This is a genomic window from Nitrosomonas mobilis, assembly GCF_900103035.1.
Taxonomy (GTDB): Bacteria; Pseudomonadota; Gammaproteobacteria; order Burkholderiales; family Nitrosomonadaceae; genus Nitrosomonas; species Nitrosomonas mobilis.
The window spans coordinates 1-18,747 of record NZ_FMWO01000020.1; the positions used below are offsets into that span (position 1 = coordinate 1).

Here is an 18,747-nt window from a genome sequence, read left to right on the forward strand (position 1 = left end):
AAGCTTGGGAGATGAGAAGAGATTATCCAAGTGATATCAAGTCGGAGCAATTCGAGGTTATCAGGCCTTTGCTGGAGAGTGCCCGCAAAAGGACAGCGCCACGTCAAGTAGATCTGTACGAGGTATTCTGCGCGGTGCTGTACCTGCTGCGCACGGGCTGCCAATGGCGAGCCCTGCCCAGTGACTTTCCCAAGTGGCGCACAGTGCACTCATACTGGGCAATCTGGAGTGAGCCCCGCGAAGGAGGCAGCCTGCTGGAGCAGGCATTAAAAAAATCAGGTTGGCGTGGCCCGCGAGAAACGGGGGCGCAACGCCTGCAGCACGTTCTTGATTGTGGACGCGCAGAGCGTGAAGAACACGGACACGGCAGGCCAGAAGGGCTATGACGCGGGCAAGAAGGTTTCGGGCATCAAGCGCCACATCGCAGTGGACACGCAAGGGCTGCCGCACGCGGTGGCCGTAACCACAGCCGAGGTGACAGACCGGAAAGGAGTGCTACAGGCGCTGCGCCGCTGTAAACCTAAGCTTGGGCGAGTGCAAAGCCTGCTGTGCGACAGCGGCTATGTGGGCCCGCCCTTTGCGCAAGGAGTGCGCGAAATCCTGGGCAAGCATGTGCAAGTACAGATTGCCAGACGCAGCGAACTACACACCTTTAAGGTCATGCCCAAGCGATGGATCGTCGAGCGTAGTTTCGCCTGGCTGGAAAAGAATAGAAGACTGTGGAAGAACTGCGAGCGAATGATTAACACCAGTTTGCAGTTCATCCACTTGGCTTTCCTGGCCCTTCTACTCAAAAGACTTTGAACAAGTTCTTACGAAACCATTTTACTGCTTCAGTGAAATCCTTGTTTGTGCCAACGCCATCGGCATACATTCCACCGAGAGCGCTATACCCCTCAGGAATTCCCTGTTCAGCAGATTTCCGAAACCACTTCATCGCCTCGGCATAATCCTTATTTACGCCTTTGCCCTCGAAATACATAACGCCAAGGGCATACTGTGCTTTGGGATGTCCCTGTTCAGCCAGAGGTGGCAAAAGGCGGGCTGCTTTCACAAAATCTTCGGATTCAACAGCCAATCGTGCCGCTTCAATATCTTCATCTGATATGTTTGAGGTAACGACCGATTGCCTCTCTTCTCGATCTACGTTAGGAATTACCGAGGTGCATGCAGTGCTCAGCAGAACGAGTAAGGATGCTACCTTAAGTGATAACTTGTTGGTATTCATCAATGTGCCTCCTATTCGCATTGTGCGCCCAATATGAATTAACAGGGGCTATGTCACCGTTAAATAACGATTATCGGGCAGTGAAGCGAATAACACGGCCAATGCTCGAATTTAAAATATTTTTACTCAGCCAGAAACGTGTTGGCTGGCATCGAACTAATGTACACTTTTTCGCAAAGGCCAGTTGATGATGGGGGAGCTGTCAGGATGTTTTTTTTACGCAAGTTTATGCATTGGCAGAATAAATCCGTCTAGCTTAAAAAGATGGCATGTCAGCTCATCCGTAATATGTTTTTTTGTGGTTAATGCGACAGAACCATAAATATAAATGCAGTCCGCGTACACTAATTTGAAGTGAATAACACTGTAAATTTAGAGCCTTGGCCTATCTTGCTCTCAAAGGATATCGTCCAGCCATAACGCTCACAAATACGTTGAACAATTGCGAATCCTAATCTGACCCTATCCGAATTGTCCAGGTTAACATTTACAGTATGTTCAGATAGTTTAGTCTGCATAGCTGCATCGATGCCAACACCAGTGTCCGCAACTATTAGCTGGTTGGATGTTATTGTCACTGTAACAGTACCTTGATTGGTATATCGAAATGCATTTCGTACCAGATTCGCAACCAGAACACTGAGAATTCCTGAGGGCGCCTGCACTTGTAGCTGGCCCTTTTCTTCGATTATCACTTTGACCGGCTTGTCGCCCAACCATACGCGCTGCTGTTCAATTACCCCGTGAACTATTGGCATCAAAGCACAATCATCATGGCATATGCTTGATTCGCTTTTAATTTGTGCCAACACTAAAAATGTCTCGATCAATTCAGAAATCTCACCGACTGCACGTTGAATTCGCCGAATTCGCCCGAGATCTATGGCAGATAAATTAGGCTTCGCAGACATTAATTCTGCCGCCAAACTAATACTGGTAACGGGTGTTCTTAACTCATGGCTCACATTGCTCGCAAATTCTTTTTCGCGAAGCAAAAGCTGCTGCAATTGTTCATGGTGGTGTTGAAACTCTTGCGCCAGGGCGCCTATCTCATCGTCTTTGAATACGGACAGATTCAGGGATTCTCCTGGCTGATGCTTAAATGCAGCGACTTGTCCAACGAGCTGCTTGATAGGATTGATTACGCGAAGTGACAGTCTCCAACCAAAAACTAGTGCAATAATCAGAATGGCAATTGAACATAACCCAACCAAGTAGCTAAAAACACGTTCACGTTCGCGGATACTGGTCTCGTCAAATTGCACGGTATAACGAGTTCCGTCGATATGCTCGACCAGTATTCGGTAGTTTCGATCGTTGTGCTTTACGTTGTGAAAACCCTGAGTAAGATCACGCAAATGCTCAGGCATGTCGACGATTTCATCGAATGGCGTAATATAGATGAAGATAGTCGTGCGCGAATTAGGGAATCCAAGAGCTTTAGCATTTTCAACCTGCAGACGATATTCTCTTAGCTCTGCATAGAGTATGTCGTCGAGCATGTTTTTCTCAAATGATTCCAATACAATAATCAGAACCACCCCGAAAACAAAGACTAATATAACTCCAAAAAATAGAAACTCAAGAACGATACGTCGACTGATTCGGTTAATCTTCTGCATGTTTGTCGGTAAATTTATACCCGAAACCACGTACAGTGTGTAAAAGCGGTTGATCAAACGGTTTATCAATAATCTGCCGCAGATTGGAAAGGTGGGTACGCAGGGCATCACTATCCGGCGGATCATCCTTCCAGATGGCGTACTCGATTTCTTCGCGCCCGATGACTCGATGCGCGTTTTGCATCAGAAACATCAATATTCGGAACTGCGTCGGATTGAGGGTGATATGCTTACCTGCACGGCAAACTTCGTGAGCATTCACATCGAGTGAAAGATCTCCAACTGTCAGTTGTGGGTTAGGTATACGGCAGATGCGCTCGGATAATACTTTAATGCGCGCTGCCAGTTCTTTTAGGGAAAATGGCTTTGCCATATAGTCGTCCGCACCCGATTTGAAGCCCTCCAATTTATTTTCGATTGAATCACGGGCGGTCAGCATAAGTACAGGGATTAATCGTTGTGCATCCGCGCGAAGTCGACGACAAAGCGTGATCCCATCGATACCAGGCAAACCTAGGTCAAGGACAATTACATCGTAGTCTTTCGTGGCCGCCAGATGCAAACCTGTCACCCCATCTCCAGCAGCATCAACCGTGTACCCTAAAACTTCCAGGTAATCGAAGATACTGGCGGCTATGTCCTGGTTGTCCTCTATGATAAGCACTTTCATGGGAGCGTCTTAGGCCAAAACAAAAAACTAAAAGAAAACTTAACCAAACTCTACATTTCGCCAGATCACTTAATACAGAAGAAACATAGCTACTCGCCCCCTTAGAAAAATAATCAAGAAAACACTTGATAAAAATGGTTTATTCTGATTAAAAGGGCTCGATGCGACAGAGTCAGCGTAAACACTCCTTGAATCTGGAAAATTGTCTATATAGCTGAATTTTCTTGGTGCTATCGATTGAAGATTCTGCTCATTATTTTAGCTCCGCACAGATTATGACTATGATTCTTAATCATTTTTATTATGTCCGGTATTATCTGCGACGCTGGCCCTAAAACCCAGCAATAAAGCCACAGTCCCGCTTGCTAATAAATTAATTCCGACCAATATACCTAATAAAGCTGCAGATTGTTGTGGCCAATCGCCTAACAATATCATTGCTATTGCGATGGACAGAACTCCACTTGCCACGAGCCAACCAATTTTTGGTTGGCTGCGCCAGTGCCAGGAATATATCAATTTCATTACTCCCTCAACAACAAACAGCGTTCCAACAACAAAAGCTAATGCTTGTATGCCTTCAGCCGGACGTATTAATAGCCATGACCCAACTACTAAAAAAAGTACCGCCCACAGTAATCTAAACCAAAACGATTCATGTTTGCGTGTGGTCAGAGCAGATCCGGCTTGAATACAGCCACTAATGAAAAATAGCCATCCAAGTAACAATTCAATTGCTATGCCCGCTACCACAGGGGCAAATAAGGCGGCAAAACCTCCTAAAATAAAAACAATGCCAAAAATTTTAAACCACCCGGAAGGCGGCGATAAGTTTAATTGAGTATTTGTTGGTTGCATCTTATTTCCCCAATATCAAAGATACTGAACTAATGGTTTAGCTACCTGTTACAAGAAATATGATTAAACTGAACAATGCTGTAATTTTGATTTGCCTAACTTTATAAATTTTCTCAATTATCATTCAGGTAATCGACTTTCTTTGGAGTGTATGCGTGCATCTCATCTAATGCTGCATTGATATGCTTGCTGGCAATATCCGCATGTCCCATTTTGGCGTGCTTTACAGCCTCTTCCAAGTGCTTAATTGACGCATTTATGTGTTCCACTCCGGAAACATTTATTTTGCTAATGGCTTTTACATCAGCAGCGTGGGCATACTGCAAACTCATTTCTGCATGCTTAAGAATTTCCTTTGCATCATTTCCGTGCGCTTTGGCCATTTCTGCGTGCTTGATAGCTTCTGTCATAGAGTTACCAGTTTTTTCTGCAGATTCAACTTGTCCACCATAACCTGATGCGCTGATCTGACTGCTGAAGAAAAGCACTAACGTACTGACTGCTAAAATAGTTGATATTTTTTTCATGATTTAACCGCTCCATTTTTTGTGTAAAAGTAAAACATTCATTATTATTTTGTTATCTTAAGGGCACCTCTGAAATCCACATTTGCGAGCACCTCCTTCGGGGATTGCCTGCTTACCCCGCCTCGTCGCAATACCATGTTGCGTAATCATTTTTTAATTGCGCCTGGTTTTATTTAGAACCCTGAATTTTTAGAGGTGCCCTTTAATCATAAGTGAGATACCAATCCGGCTGATCTAAACTATACCGAGTTAACTGCTCCATCCTTTGATGGTTTTTTTCCATTGATCAAGTTGATCGCTGATGCGCTGGGTTATAGTAGGGTCCTGCTTCTTTAACTCTGCTTGTAACTTATTCAAATCTGCTGAGAGCTTTTCTACACTCGCCTGATCAACATCGGGAAGGTCTGCTTCTTTTGCGTCGGTTAAACGTTTCTGCACGTACTGAAGTGTGAAACGCGCCTTGTCGTATTCTTTCTCGCTCAAGAATGCTTTGGCAAGCGCCAAGTTACCGGAGATCGCCAGTACGGGATCATCGATTTCTGTTTCATCAATAATCGCACCCTCAAAAATTGAGGCAAGCGCGTTTTGCGCCTTGCTATATTCTTTTTTGTTTATGTCCTGGAGAGCATTATTCAGATCCGTTTTAACTGTGGCCAGATCTATCTTGACATTTACGTGCACCAAACCCGCATCTATTTCCTTTATTCCCAATTCTTTTGAACGTTTGAAAATAGTTTCATAATCGCTAGTCAGGAATACGTCATCCATGATGGGAACATAGTGTTCCTTGACCGTTTGGCTGTCGTCGTAGCTCACCTTGCCGTACTTAAACGAAGAATTAATCTTGAGCTCCGGTAATTGTTCCGCCAGCGTAGTTTGAATGGCCTGTGCTTTTTTAATGTGACTGGAAGCTTCATCAGGAAGCTTGATTCCCAATGCAAACTGTGCAAGGTTGATGTGCCCCATCATTTTGTGCGCAAGCTGCAGAGTTTGCTCGCGCTGCAGCTCAATTGGCGTCTTCTCTTTAGCCGATTGACTTTTTGACGCATCGGCAGCGATTACGATGCTCGGTAGCATAAAAGCGACAACCAGTAAAAATCCGCGGATTAATTTATATTTATTCATTTCATGCCTCCATACTTTTAAAGGTTTAATGCACCAAGGGGATAACGATTTTTATCGCCTCGTGTGATAGAGACTTTAAAAGCATGTATGTAAATGTTGCGTTAAAGTATTGTTAAAATTTTGCTAAATCATCAGTATTTTGCTCAGATGGTGGAAAAAACAGCTTTGCCGCATTAAATATTCTTCATCCATTTCGGTTTCCTGTACACCAAAAGCAAGCTGGTCACGCTGACGTAACTGATCAAACAGGTGGCTATTCCGCCACCCAATCTCGCCCGGCGGTGAACTGCAACATGCTGCATGCGGATTGTGCGCACACGGGTGGGATGCGATGGAGATGTATTACGCAGCCTACATCGGTTTGAGAGACAGCCATGTAAAACAGCGTACCCATAAAACCTGCAGTACAACTAACAGGTTAGGATTAATTCACCCTGAAAATGGCCGAAAATGAATCAGACTATTAATTGGTTGCCGAGGACGAGGAGGCAGCGGTGATCGAAGCGATCGAGATGAAGGATAAGTCTGTGGTGTATCCGCATTGTGGAAGTGGAAGCATAGTCAGGAACGGAAGTGCCAATGGTATGCAGCGCTACAAATACCGTGGTTGTAGCCGAACTTACAACGCCCTGACTGGGACACCGCCGGCCCGTCTGCGGCAGAAGGCAAAATGGCTTGCGCGGGCCAAGTTTTTACGTGACGGCGTAACCGCCAACTCTTGCCTGTTCCATTGTTTACCGTGCAGGGAATACGCTTCTTAAGCTTGGCCTGATGCGACTTGCCGGGGAATTTTACCCATTCACTAATGAATCCTTACGGTGCCCCTTGTTCATATGACTGCGTGTTGCGTTCGCTCAGCGCCTGGAATCCTTCGCCTTGATGCACCGTCAGTTGAGCAAATGGAATAATCCAGTGTTCTCGATTACAGACTTCAACACATGTTTTCTGGATCAAACGGCCGATCGCAAAATATGAGCTGGCAGCTTCACCTTTACAGTTAACAACAATCAGATAGTCCAGCGAATTTGCACTGGCTTCCTTAAACTCGACCAGCAAGCTGACAACCTTGTCGCTAAATTCCGCTTGCGCAAGCGCGTGCTCCAGTGCCTCGCGCAAACGTGTCGGCACTTCATCCAAACACTGCGCCTGATGCTGATAATCAATGCCGAATGTAACGACCACGACGAATCCCTGCCGCGATAGGTTGAGAAGGTCTAGGCGAAAGAAATCAGCAGCAGGGAATTGAACCAGGCTACCTTTTATATTCAACTTCACCAGTTCCAAGGTTTGCTCTAATACTTCACCGAAACGGCCATCCGGCAGCATAACGTATTCGCCTGGACGGCAAGGAAACCAAGGTTCATCAATGTCTGGACGCGACACCATGTCATTAAGCGCGCTTAATGGGAGCCGGACAATACCTTTTAAATCAGGGTTACGTAGCAGGGAATCTACATTGATTGATCTAACCCGCATGGGCAAGCCGTTATAAGTTATTCTTTCACCAATTCTTACCGGTCCAATATCCAGCAACAATCGCGTTTCATTAATATAGTGCGGCAACAAATGCCGGAAGCTTAGCATAACCGCGATTAATAAAATAAAAGCCAAAGTCAGTAACAAGAAATCATTGGCCAGATAAAATGTGGCTAGAACTGCCAGCATCGCCAGTAATCCGGTCATAATACGATAAGCGTATCTCGCCAATCGTGCTTGGATACTATTGCGGTTACCGGGGGAAATCAGCTTCTTTTGATACAGCCATAACAAACCGTGCATTAGCAACCAAACGCTTAATGCGGCCATGATGGCGATTGCCAGGGTAAGCCCGCGACCCTGCACAAAGTCTGCCATTCCAGTTTTCAGGCTTTGCCACCAGTTCTTATTGCTTTCTTCCAGGCTCGCCAGCTGAATGCGAGCAATGTCTATATCTTGCGCGTTATCGGCTTGTCTCTGCAACCACTTTTGGGTAATAGATTCAAATTTAGCTTTGGTCGATTGGTCCATAGCATCTGGCTGAAACCGCGCCATCGCGTCCAACGCAAGCTCAATTAGATTCTGTTGTTCCTGTAATAGACTGATGTCCCCGCGTAACTTCTCAATTTTACGTGGTTTTTCGGTCAGATCCTTAAGTACATCAATGATCGGTTTAATTGCCAGAATCAACTCTTCTTGCCAATCAAATGGCTGCGTTGGGGTATCAGAAAACGAATCCAGGTCCAGGCCGCCAGTGATTATTTGCTCAAATGAATGGTCCAGCTGTTTGATGGTTGTTTTGAGCTCATCAATTTGCTGCTGCAAATCATTTTTATCATCTTCTTCGGTGACCTTAGCCAATTTCTGCTGCAACGCTTTCCGTTGCTCGCGCTTTTCCTGTAGGGATTGAGTAATGGCAGATAATTGGTCTGCTGGTTCTCGGGGAGAGGCTTCAGCATTCTTGGCTGAATCGCTAACAGTCGAGCCATTTATTTGGGGTTTAACTTGCGGTTTAACTTGTGCATATAGCTCTGGCCCACACAACCCCAAGCTCAACAGCAGCATTAAAGGAAATGTACGAAAAATAATAAATTGAAGAATAAAAATACGCAAAAAACACCTTCTAGTTAAGTTGTTGGTTTAGAGATATCTTAGTGACTCTGTTGCAAAAATTTGTTCTGATCAGAGTTAAGCCTATGATATGAAGGCTTGCTAGCATTCTTACTGTCCTTTTTGGTGCTGCGCTCAAGGACGATGGCCAGAATCGGGAGAGGAGGGGGGCACCTTATATTATTAAGTGCAATCCTTGACTATTTCGTGTTCGGATAAAGCAGTGAACAGCGCATTAGCGAGTTCTTTTTCCTGAAGTTCGCTATTCGCCTCCTCTGCATGTGCTCGCGTAATTGCGCAGTAGTGACTCTTCATACTCTCTTTCTGCCATCAATTCTCGATCAAATTTTAATCAGTAGCGGCTGGTTGCAGCAGTTGCTGACTGCGCGCGGCGCTGGGTCGCGCCGCCACCCGTGCGAACCACGGTTCAATGTGCGGCAGGCTGCGATCAAATGGCTGGTTGACGGTCAGCGCAAAATCCAGCCAGACATATAGCCAGATATCGGCTGCGCTGAATCGCTCGCCGCACAGATACGGCCCGGCGCCAAACATGCCGTCCAGCCAGCGTAGGCGGTCCTGCGCAATGGCTTTAAGTCCAGCCGCCGCGTCTGGCAACACCGGGATGCGCGATTCGAACCGTGACAGGCCTTCAGCATAGTGATAGGCGTTGTGGATAAACTCGGTGACATTGAGCTCCACCCGTCGCCACCACTGCCGGGTCTGCGCGCGTTGCTCTGGCGTACTGCCGATCAGCGCTGGTGAGGGATGCAGCTCTTCCAGATATTCGGCGATCGTGACGGCCTCCGCGAGCGTGCTACCATCATCGCAGCGCAGCGCCGGAGTTTGCCCCGCCGGATTGATGGCAAGAAACGCCGGTTGGCGATTTTCACCGGCAAACACGTCGATCGTCACCGCTGGCAGCTGCAATTGCTTTTCCAGCAGAAACATCCGCAAGCAGCGCGGCGCTGGACTCTTCGCGTCATAAAGCAGCATGCACTACCTCCATTTCAGTACCCAGCCGCATCGGAAATTCATGAGTCCTGCCTGGCGCCTGAGTGTACTCAGGCACGAACCTCAACAATGGTCCTCAGGGCCGCTTCGTCGGATCAACCCATGGCGCTGCTTGTACTACGCCATGAGATACGGGTAAAGGAAAAACTAAACCACCTTTTCCATGAGTTCTGAATGTACTGAAAGCCGGCTCGGTTGTCAAACACGGTGATAATCGATCGAAAAATGACTGTACTTTGGTTCAGCTAACACAAAAAAATCAAAAAAAATATGCTCCTATATTATTTTCAGTTAAAAGAACGGAGCACAGAGGAATTCACCGGAATTTACATAATTAACCGCATTTTTATCGTTTTAATTACCACTCAAAAGTACCCAACTGAAAATTAAGGAAGGAGACGCTACGCTATATTACAGTGGACGCTGCTGAGACACCAAGGACAGAGACGGCCGCCGACAACCCATGCTGTTGGTGCAGCAGTGCCGCTTGAACCAACAGGATGACTATCGCGATGCCGATTGTACCAATCGCATTTGCCCGGGCAATCTTCCCGGTTGCTTTAATTCGAAGAGCTTTTTTTGGTAGGTCGCCTTCAATCTCAATGCTGCCCTGATTGTTCTTGAGTGCTTTGCCAAACTTTCTCTGTAGAAATAGCCATAAGTACCGCCTGTGATGAGCACTAACACCAACCGTAACCGGTGCTTTTGTAGTGAGCGCGGCAGGCGAAAAATGCGCCCGGGTTGACGGCCTTGTCGAGCCAATACTTCTCTGAAAATATAAATGCGATTTTCATTTCTTTGTTTGCCTAATAAGAAAGGGTAGCGTCCTATTTTTTCTATGAGTTTATTTTTTCTGCGCTTTTTGTTGAGTTTGATACTCTAGAATCTGTGGGAACTTTTTCTTCACGTCATCTTTGGCACGGGAAATACTCAAATAGAAACCTTCAGCAAACTCTTTGATTTGCGCTTCAATCCTTTCTTGCATGCTACTTTTGCTTCCAGCCAATATGTAGCTACCCATTGAAAAAGTAATTGGCGCTAGGGTGTTCGGCCCATCTGGTACGGTTTGAGCATATGGCACGACCACACTACCCCAAAACACCAAGTTGGCATTAATATGCACAGCGCAAGAAGATGAATTTGTTGCAAAACCCAAAGCTGTGATAGATATTTTGTTTGCAATAAATGCTTCCTCTGCGGCAATTGAGAAACCATTTTGCCTAAGTACTAGTTCCATCTTGTCTTTCATTTTTGATGGCTGAGGAAGGCAACCATCCGACACTTGATCACTATATTCTATGAAAAAGTTGTCTCTATGTGCGATCAAACTTCCTAAAGACCCTTCTAGCAGAAGAGATGCCTCATTTTCTGCTGCAGCCCAAGTAGGGGCAAGTATTAGGACCACCAAAGCAAATATATATTTCCTCATTCTCTCTCCTTGCTCATAACGCAAAGTCGAGGGGTGCTGCGCTCGCGGCGTCCCGCTCGAACGCCAGGTTAGGCTGCACGATGTTACGGTGGTACTTTGCCGCAGTAGCCTTAGCGAGTTTCACTTTTTCCCCATGCTTCTTTTTTTTGCAATGAAATCTGCAGCCTCTTGGGCGTTTATTATTTCATAAGCCCATTGCCATGATGTATAGAGGTGTAGCTCTTGAACGGTATTCTTAATTTTTGCACGTACTTTGAAGAGCGTTCCAAGCGGATGACCTTCTCGCATGGATGATGAGCATTCAACCCGCATTGAAGTCGAAAGACCTTGGCCAAGTAGCGGACGAGCGCGAATTGAGTGCTTCGAGCTTCCTCCCGTGTGATGGAACGTTTCAATAATCACATTTCGATAATAGTCACCCATAGTGCGGCCTAACTACTGTTTTTGCGGAAGCAAAGATGGGTGGCGGGTTAAACGTCACCTGCAGCGAAATGTTATGTTTCACATTCTCCCCCACACATCGGCCGTCTTCGCATCGTAGATGTGCACCTTGCACTTGAATTTGTGCTCGATGCTGTGGATGTGTTCCCTATCGTCTTCCGTGTAGGTGCCGATATAGATACTAAGGAGTTTCGGGAACGACTTTCTCCCGAATTTCGCAGCACGATTAATGGCCTCGATGATGTGCTCATCGTACTTGCCGAAGTTAAACCCAAACGTAACTAGCGACCCAGTTGCATTGCATAGATTGTCGTAACAGTCCGTGAGGTACGGGTTGTGCTTGATGTGGCTCAGCTTCTGGTTTCCGTCACCAGCAGTAACGAAAATTGGGTACTCACCAAGCTCCATACGAGAGCTGATGTTCTCAAGCAAATAATGGTGCTGCGAGTATTCCTCTTTCTCAATGGCGATGCCGGCATCGAAAAACGGCAAGGCGCCATGAAGATAGAAAACGTTCTGGTTATCCCTGTTTTTCCCCCACATTAAGTCAGACTGAATCTGCTTTTCAGGCGGGACGAACTCATCGGAGTTTTCTAACTCTCGCCCAAAACCATCACAATGATCGGAAACACTGTTGCGCATCAATATCCAGTACAGCAACAGATCGTAGTTGGTTGAAAATATCTTACCGCCGGTGTTCAGGAATTTCGCAAGAAATTTTGAGCAAGCTTCGCTTTCGTTTTCAGGGACCGTAAACACGTGCTCTGGATGTAGTTCTTTAACCGATTCAAGGAGACATTTCTTCAGCCTGGCGCTTGCTGCATCGATCTTTTTCTTCAGCCCGACGCCACCGCCGAACGCGTCAATCAGGGCTGAAAAGTTGTCCAGTTGCTGCATAATAATTTCAAAGTTTTTGGTTTCAATCACCTCTAAAATCTTTGATAAGTCAACATCATTCAAGTTGTCTATGAATTCGTGTAGGGCATTGTAAGAGAAGATCTCCGGGTCATACGCCACGCTAAAACCGTTGCCCAAAAGGAGATGAAATTCGCGGTTCCTATATTTTCCTACGGCCTTCAGGACATCAGCGAAGGTTTCGAGCTTCATGAGTGTCTCCTACGTGTCCTGTGAAACATAACGACATGGGCAAGGGGCCGCCGCCGCTTTTTGGCGGTCCCAGCGACCGAAGGGAGCGAACTTGACCCACTTGTCAGAAATCATTGTTTCAACGCTGCCTTACAGATACGGACAAAAGATTCGTATTTAGGTGTAAATTCACTCGACCTATCATTTAGTATTTTTGCTGAATCAAGAACATGTTGTGGTCTTGGATCGCCTTCGTTTCTTACGTTATCTGGGTAAACAGAAATAAAATCACCAGAACCTACTGGTACTGTTTGTTTGGCGAATTCCATAGCTAGTTCTTTTGCGGCTTCATATAGAGATTTTCGCTCTTTTTCCAATTTCTTATTGAAGAATTCTTTCTCAACCGTATCCCAAGTGTCAGCAAAGTCATATAAAGGCTGAATAGAACTTTTCGGAAATGAATTACCAAAATCTGTTTCTTTTAATAAGCGCAGAGTTGGTTCGACTGGAAATACCTGCTGAAACTCCTCAAATAACGCTAGGTCATGACTGTTTTTTTCACCACCAAAACCAAGTTTCTCTTTGACTTTATCTTTGCCGAATAAGGCACCTAACGAGACTAAAAAACCAATTGCTGGTTCAAATTCCGGATTTCCAGAAAAATAGCCACTAAGAAACCATGCCTCAAACAAAATGAGCGATAAAACAACAATAATATTTTCTACGGTAATCCTCATATGTTTCCTATGATTTCTAACATAATATATACGACATTATTTGCCTTACAAAAATAGCAACCCATCCCATACATATCATGCTGAATTCCAACTAGCTGACATTATTGCGATTTTATGTGGGTGACAAGTCAGTCTCAAAGATAATTACGGCAACGGTTTCAGAAGCTTTATTTGAATCTGATGTGGAGCGGCAGCTTTAGGGTTGTATTGTCCGGATTGAATGGTTTAGTAGTAAGCTGGTCGCTGTGTAATCGGTCTATGCAGTTGGTTTCCGCCTTACTCAATCAGACTTGCGTTCGTTTAAAATTTGGATCGTGAGTACTTGATATGATCAAGTCATGCCGTTTCAAAACGCATTGATAAATCGACTGCCTGGATATGTTTGGTCAGGCTGCCCACGGAAATTCGGTCTACGCCGGTTTCTGCTACCAGACGCACGTTGTCCAGTGTGATATTTCCGGAGGCTTCCAGTATGGCTGGATGAGCAGGGAGCTGCTGGTTGAGTTTCACCGCTTCGCGCAAGTCAGACACGCTGAAGTTATCGAGCAGTATCATTTTGGCGCCCGCTTGCAATGCCTGTTGTAGTTCATTGGTTGTTTCTACCTCAATTTGTACCCAGACATTGGCAGGTGCAATTTCCGTGGCTTTGCGCAGAATGTTTTCTATACCACCAGCGGCGATGATATGATTTTCCTTGATTAGGATGCCGTCATAGAGTCCCGTGCGGTGATTCGTCCCTCCTCCACAGCGCACGGCGTATTTTTGTGCGGTGCGTAATCCCGGGATGGTTTTGCGAGTATCGACAATGCATGCAGCGGTGCCTTGGATGGCTGCTACGAATTGTCTGGTGCGAGTGGCTACTGCGGAGAGGGTTTGCAGAAAGTTGAGCGCGGTTCGTTCTGCGGTGAGCAGTGGTCTGGCTGCGCCGCGTACCACACACAGATTTTCTCCGGCTGAAGCCGCCTGACCGTCGGTGATATGCCAGTCAATGGTAATGGAGGGGCAGAGCTGCTGAAAACAGGTTTCAAACCATGCGGTGCCGCAGACGACAATCGCTTCTCGTGTTACCACTTGGGCATTCAGGAATGCTTCTTTCGGCACCAGTGCAGCCGTTAGATCACCACTGCCAATATCTTCAGCCAGTGCCTGGCAAACCTGATTGATAATGAGTTCACTATTCAACATGCTGCATACTTTCCTTTAAAATTTTTAGAGGTACCCACAAGATTACTACTATGCCTACCAGCCTGTTTAACCTGATTATTTACGGTTTCGGTACCATCCTCGGATTGATTGTGGTTGGTACCGTCGTGACTTTCTTTATTCGTGATGTCACTCAAAAAGAACACACCATCCTGCGTAATTATCCCATTATCGGGCGGTTGCGCTATTTCTTCGAGACGCAGGGTAAATATTTCCGTCAGTATTTCTTTGCCAGCGATCGCGATGAAATGCCGTTTAACCGTGCCACTCGCGGATGGATCTATAAAAACGCAAAAAATAAGGGGGGCATTGTTGGCTTTGGTTCCTCTTATGATTTGCGTGAACCGGGGGCCTTTATTTTCGTCAGTGCTGCTTTTCCGATTCTGGAAGAAGACCAGTTACCCGCCCCAATATTAAGTGTCGGCGAAGGTTATTGCGCGCATCCTTTTCGGGTGAAATCCATATTCAACATCAGTGGAATGAGTTACGGCGCAATTTCAGCACCGGCTGTGCGTGCGCTATCACTCGGCGCAGCTAAAGCCGGTTGCTGGCTGAATACCGGAGAAGGTGGCCTTTCCCCCCATCACCTGGCGGGTGATTGTGACCGAATCATGCAGATCGGTACCGCCAAATATGGCATCCGAGATGAGCTGGGTGGCTTTTCTGTTGCTCGCGCCAAGGAGATTGCCGGTCAGGTCAAGGCATTCGAGATCAAGCTGTCGCAAGGCGCTAAACCGGGTAAGGGTGGGGTGTTGCCTGCGTCCAAAGTCAGCCTGGAAATTGCCGGGATCAGGGGTATCGCTGTCTTTCAGGATTCTATCAGTCCGAATCGTCATTATGATATAGGGAGCATTGACGAGCTGCTTGATCAGATCAGTTTTATCCGCGAGCTGACCGGACGGCCGGTCGGTGTTAAAACTGCTATTGGGGGCTGGAGATTCATCAATGAATTGTGTGATTCAATTTTGCGACGCGGGCTGGATCATGCACCGGATTTTTTGACCATCGACGGGGGGGAAGGCGGAACGGGAGCGGCACCCCAGACGCTGCTGGATCATGCCAGCCTGCCAATTGCCGAAGCGCTGCCAAGAGTTATAGATGCACTGATCGAGTCTGGTTTGAAGCAACGCATTCGTGTGGTTGCTGCCGGCAAGCTGGTGACTTCCGCACAAGGCGCGTGGGCACTGTGCGCCGGTGCGGATTTTATCAATTCCGCACGTGGCTTCATGTTTGCGCTGGGTTGTATTCAGGCGATGCGCTGTCATTTGAATACTTGTCCAACTGGTGTGACTACTCATGATCCACGCCTGCAACGCGGTCTGGTGGTTGAGGAAAAATATCTGCGCGTCGCCAATTACGTTGCCAATGTGAACCGCGAGATGGACATGATTGCGCACTCATGCGGATTGCGCCATGCACGTGAATTTACTCGTGAACATGTGCGTATCGTGCAGACGGCGGGGCAAAGCATTGCACTTAACATGCTGCACCCGTACCCGCAAACGAAAGCCTGAATACTTGAAATTTGCTGGTTTCACCTCATACTAGTACCAGCTCAACTTATTATAATCAGGAGATCACATGCGCTTTGACAAATTCACCACCAAATTTCAACAGGCTCTCTCCGATGCACAAAGTCTGGCAACCAGACAGGATCATGCCTACATCGAACCCCAACACTTATTGCTTGCCCTGATACAACAGGAGGATGGCGGTACGACTTCATTGTTGCAACGGGCTGGCGTCAGTGTGCCGCCTTTGCGCCAGGCGTTGACGCAAAGCTTGGAGCGTTTACCAAAAGTGGAAGGTACGGGGGGGGAGGTTAATGTTTCCCGCGATCTAAGTAATCTGTTGAATGTGACCGATAAGGAAGCGCAAAAAAAGGGTGATCAATTCATTGCCTCTGAAATGTTTCTGCTGGCAGCGCTGGAAGACAAGGGCGAAACTGGCAGACTCCTGAAGCAATATGGCGCCAACCGGTCCGCGCTGGAGCAGGCGATCAATACGGTGCGTGGTGGCGAGAAGGTGGCTGATGCAGAAGCAGAAGGCAGTCGCGAAGCGTTGAAAAAATATACGCTGGATCTGACTGAGCGGGCACGCATGGCTAAACTTGACCCGGTTATCGGCCGCGATGATGAAATCCGGCGCACCATTCAGGTGCTACAACGACGTACCAAAAACAATCCAGTACTGATTGGCGAGCCGGGTGTCGGCAAAACCGCTATCGTCGAGGGACTCGCGCAGCGGATTGTCAACGGTGAAGTTCCCGAGACACTGAAAAACAAGCGTGTTCTTTCGCTGGATATGGCCTCGCTGCTGGCTGGCGCCAAATATCGGGGGGAATTTGAAGAACGGCTCAAAGCCGTTCTGAAAGAGTTATCACAGGATGAAGGGCGCACCATCGTTTTTATCGATGAATTGCATACCATGGTCGGGGCAGGTAAGGCGGAAGGCGCAATCGATGCCGGTAACATGTTGAAACCCGCATTGGCGCGAGGCGAGCTGCACTGTGTTGGCGCGACTACACTCGATGAATACCGTAAACATGTCGAGAAAGATGCGGCGCTCGAACGCCGTTTTCAGAAAGTCATGGTAGAGGAGCCGAGTGTGGAAGCGACCATCGCTATTTTGCGTGGTTTGCAGGAAAAGTATGAATTGCATCATGGCGTGGAAATTACCGATCCGGCCATTGTTGCCGCTGCCGAGCTTTCGCATCGCTATGTTACCGACCGTTTTTTGCCTGACAAGGCCATTGATCTGATCGATGAAGCTGCTGCGCGTATTCGTATGGAGCAGGATTCCAAGCCTGAAATCATGGATAAACTGGATCGCCGTCTGATTCAGCTGAAAATAGAACGTGAGGCAGTTAAGAAAGAGAAAGATGAAGCCTCGAAAAAGCGACTGACGTTACTTGAAGATGAAATCCACAAGCTCGAACGCGAATATGCCGATTTGGATGAGATTCTGAAAGCTGAGAAATCACGTGCTAAAGGTTCCCAAGGCACCAAGGAAGCGTTGGAGCGTCTGCGCCGCGAAGAGGAGGCAGCCCGGCGCAGCGGTGATTTGCAGAAAGCCGCGGAATTACTTTACCGCGACATTCCGCAACTGGAAGCGCAGTTAGCCGAGCAAGCTCGTCAGGGGGAAGCTTCCGAGGAGAGTACGCAGCCCAAACTGTTCCGCACGCAAGTAGGCGCGGAAGAAATTGCAGAAGTCGTCTCGCGTGCCACCGGTATACCAGTTTCGAAAATGATGCAGGGAGAGCGCGAGAAACTGCTACACATGGAGGCCAAACTACATGAGCGTGTCATTGGTCAGAATGAAGCCGTGCAGTTAGTTTCTGATGCCATCCGGCGTTCACGTTCAGGCCTGGCAGATCCGAATCGGCCTTACGGTTCTTTTCTGTTTCTCGGGCCAACCGGGGTGGGTAAAACCGAGCTATGCAAGACGCTGGCCTCGTTTCTGTTTGATTCGGAAGATCATCTGATCCGGGTGGATATGTCGGAGTTTATGGAAAAGCATTCAGTCGCTCGCTTGATTGGCGCGCCACCAGGGTATGTAGGCTATGAGGAAGGCGGTTATCTGACAGAACAGATACGACGCAAACCTTATTCGGTGATTTTGCTCGATGAGGTTGAAAAGGCGCACCCGGATGTCTTCAACGTGCTGCTGCAAGTGCTGGACGATGGCCGCATGACCGATGGCCAGGGGCGCACGGTCGATTTCAAGAACACCGTGATCGTTATGACCTCCAACCTGGGCTCGCAAATGATTCAGCAGATGACCGGGGACGATTATCAGGTGATCAAGTTGGCCGTCATGGGAGAAGTCAAAACCTATTTCCGCCCGGAATTCATTAATCGCATCGATGAAGTCGTCGTCTTTCATGCGCTGGATGAACGCCATATCAAATCGATCGCTGCCATTCAGCTGGGACATCTGGAAGCCAGGCTCGCGAAAATGGAAATTGAGCTGACCGTCGACGAATCGGCGCTTGCTGAGCTGGCACAAGCTGGTTTTGATCCGGTGTTTGGCGCGCGCCCATTAAAAAGGGCCATCCAGTCTCAGATAGAGAACCCACTTGCCAAGGAATTGCTGGAAGGACGTTTTGCAGCGGGTGATACTGTTTCTGTTACTTGTGAGAATGGCGTCTTTCGATTTGTGAAAGCAGGCTGAACGATCCTGCGAAGTTGAAAAGCAAAGGGTGGGTATTCGGGTAAAATGATT

The 18,747-nt window shown here is 47.3% G+C and carries 18 protein-coding genes; 4 read left to right on the forward strand and 14 right to left on the reverse strand.

Translation table 11 applies throughout. The features are described from left to right. Positions 1-11 precede the first annotated feature (11 nt). Positions 12-804, forward strand: a protein-coding gene (locus NSMM_RS00690; RefSeq protein ID WP_176753814.1) for an IS5 family transposase whose coding sequence is annotated in 2 segments (ribosomal slippage) — positions 12-271 and positions 270-804 — 795 coding nt in all. Because the reading frame shifts where the segments join, the coding sequence is not laid out codon by codon here. Here NSMM_RS00690 and NSMM_RS00695 read toward each other — a convergent pair. The 6 genes from NSMM_RS00695 to NSMM_RS00720 all read right to left on the reverse strand — a co-directional run bounded on the left by NSMM_RS00695 (position 791) and on the right by NSMM_RS00720 (position 6,030). After that, on the reverse strand, positions 791-1,228 hold the full coding sequence (locus NSMM_RS00695) for a tetratricopeptide repeat protein (protein WP_218120945.1): 438 nt from the start codon (positions 1,226-1,228) through the stop codon (positions 791-793). The genes NSMM_RS00690 and NSMM_RS00695 overlap by 14 nt on opposite strands. Before the next feature lie 344 nt (positions 1,229-1,572). Beyond that, positions 1,573-2,850 (reverse strand): sensor histidine kinase, encoded by a 1,278-nt coding sequence (locus NSMM_RS00700; RefSeq protein WP_090283612.1) that lies wholly within the window; start codon positions 2,848-2,850, stop codon positions 1,573-1,575. Beyond that, complete coding sequence (locus NSMM_RS00705) at positions 2,837-3,520, reverse strand: response regulator transcription factor (protein ID WP_090283614.1); 684 nt, start codon at positions 3,518-3,520, stop codon at positions 2,837-2,839. Before NSMM_RS00705 ends, NSMM_RS00700 begins: the two co-directional genes overlap by 14 nt. A 288-nt stretch (positions 3,521-3,808) precedes the next feature. Continuing rightward, positions 3,809-4,378, reverse strand: coding sequence for an HdeD family acid-resistance protein (locus NSMM_RS00710; protein ID WP_090283616.1), 570 nt, complete (start codon positions 4,376-4,378; stop codon positions 3,809-3,811). Between the two features lie 113 nt (positions 4,379-4,491). Beyond that, a complete protein-coding gene (smbP, locus tag NSMM_RS00715) occupies positions 4,492-4,905 on the reverse strand; it encodes a small metal-binding protein SmbP (protein WP_090283618.1) in 414 nt (137 codons plus the stop codon). A gap of 249 nt (positions 4,906-5,154) precedes the next feature. Next, positions 5,155-6,030, reverse strand: coding sequence for a YfdX family protein (locus NSMM_RS00720; protein WP_090283620.1), 876 nt, complete (start codon positions 6,028-6,030; stop codon positions 5,155-5,157). 512 nt (positions 6,031-6,542) lie between these two features. On the opposite strand from NSMM_RS00720, the gene NSMM_RS16910 reads away from it, so the two are divergent. Continuing rightward, the gene (locus NSMM_RS16910; RefSeq protein ID WP_425412342.1) at positions 6,543-6,791 is read left to right on the forward strand and encodes a transposase-like zinc-binding domain-containing protein; all 249 of its coding nucleotides are present in this window, start codon (positions 6,543-6,545) and stop codon (positions 6,789-6,791) included. Between the two features lie 52 nt (positions 6,792-6,843). Here NSMM_RS16910 and NSMM_RS00725 read toward each other — a convergent pair whose 3' ends face one another. The 8 genes from NSMM_RS00725 to nadC form a co-directional block, all read right to left on the reverse strand. Next, positions 6,844-8,571, reverse strand: a complete 1,728-nt coding sequence (locus NSMM_RS00725) for a hypothetical protein (protein ID WP_218120946.1) — start codon at positions 8,569-8,571, stop codon at positions 6,844-6,846. 228 nt (positions 8,572-8,799) lie between these two features. After that, positions 8,800-8,931, reverse strand: coding sequence for a hypothetical protein (locus NSMM_RS16695; RefSeq protein WP_281200857.1), 132 nt, complete (start codon positions 8,929-8,931; stop codon positions 8,800-8,802). Between the two features lie 33 nt (positions 8,932-8,964). After that, the gene (locus tag NSMM_RS00730) at positions 8,965-9,609 is read right to left on the reverse strand and encodes a glutathione S-transferase family protein (RefSeq protein ID WP_090283624.1); all 645 of its coding nucleotides are present in this window, start codon (positions 9,607-9,609) and stop codon (positions 8,965-8,967) included. 862 nt (positions 9,610-10,471) lie between these two features. After that, positions 10,472-11,056, reverse strand: a complete 585-nt coding sequence (locus NSMM_RS00735; RefSeq protein WP_090283626.1) for a hypothetical protein — start codon at positions 11,054-11,056, stop codon at positions 10,472-10,474. A 120-nt stretch (positions 11,057-11,176) separates the two neighbouring features. Beyond that, positions 11,177-11,479 carry a hypothetical protein gene (locus NSMM_RS14970; protein ID WP_143001812.1) on the reverse strand — a complete coding sequence of 101 codons (303 nt, stop codon included), beginning with the start codon at positions 11,477-11,479 and terminating at the stop codon, positions 11,177-11,179. A gap of 78 nt (positions 11,480-11,557) precedes the next feature. Continuing rightward, on the reverse strand, positions 11,558-12,604 hold the full coding sequence (locus NSMM_RS00740) for a DUF4917 family protein (protein ID WP_090283628.1): 1,047 nt from the start codon (positions 12,602-12,604) through the stop codon (positions 11,558-11,560). Between the two features lie 110 nt (positions 12,605-12,714). Further along, positions 12,715-13,320, reverse strand: coding sequence for a hypothetical protein (locus NSMM_RS00745; protein WP_090283631.1), 606 nt, complete (start codon positions 13,318-13,320; stop codon positions 12,715-12,717). A 336-nt stretch (positions 13,321-13,656) separates the two neighbouring features. Beyond that, positions 13,657-14,505, reverse strand: a complete 849-nt coding sequence (nadC, locus tag NSMM_RS00750) for a carboxylating nicotinate-nucleotide diphosphorylase (protein WP_090283633.1) — start codon at positions 14,503-14,505, stop codon at positions 13,657-13,659. Between the two features lie 50 nt (positions 14,506-14,555). Here nadC and NSMM_RS00755 point away from each other — a divergent pair, with 50 nt between their 5' ends. Beyond that, a complete protein-coding gene (locus NSMM_RS00755; RefSeq protein WP_090283635.1) occupies positions 14,556-16,037 on the forward strand; it encodes an FMN-binding glutamate synthase family protein in 1,482 nt (493 codons plus the stop codon). A 67-nt stretch (positions 16,038-16,104) separates the two neighbouring features. Beyond that, positions 16,105-18,696, forward strand: a complete 2,592-nt coding sequence (gene clpB / locus NSMM_RS00760) for an ATP-dependent chaperone ClpB (protein WP_090283637.1) — start codon at positions 16,105-16,107, stop codon at positions 18,694-18,696. Positions 18,697-18,747 lie beyond the last annotated feature (51 nt).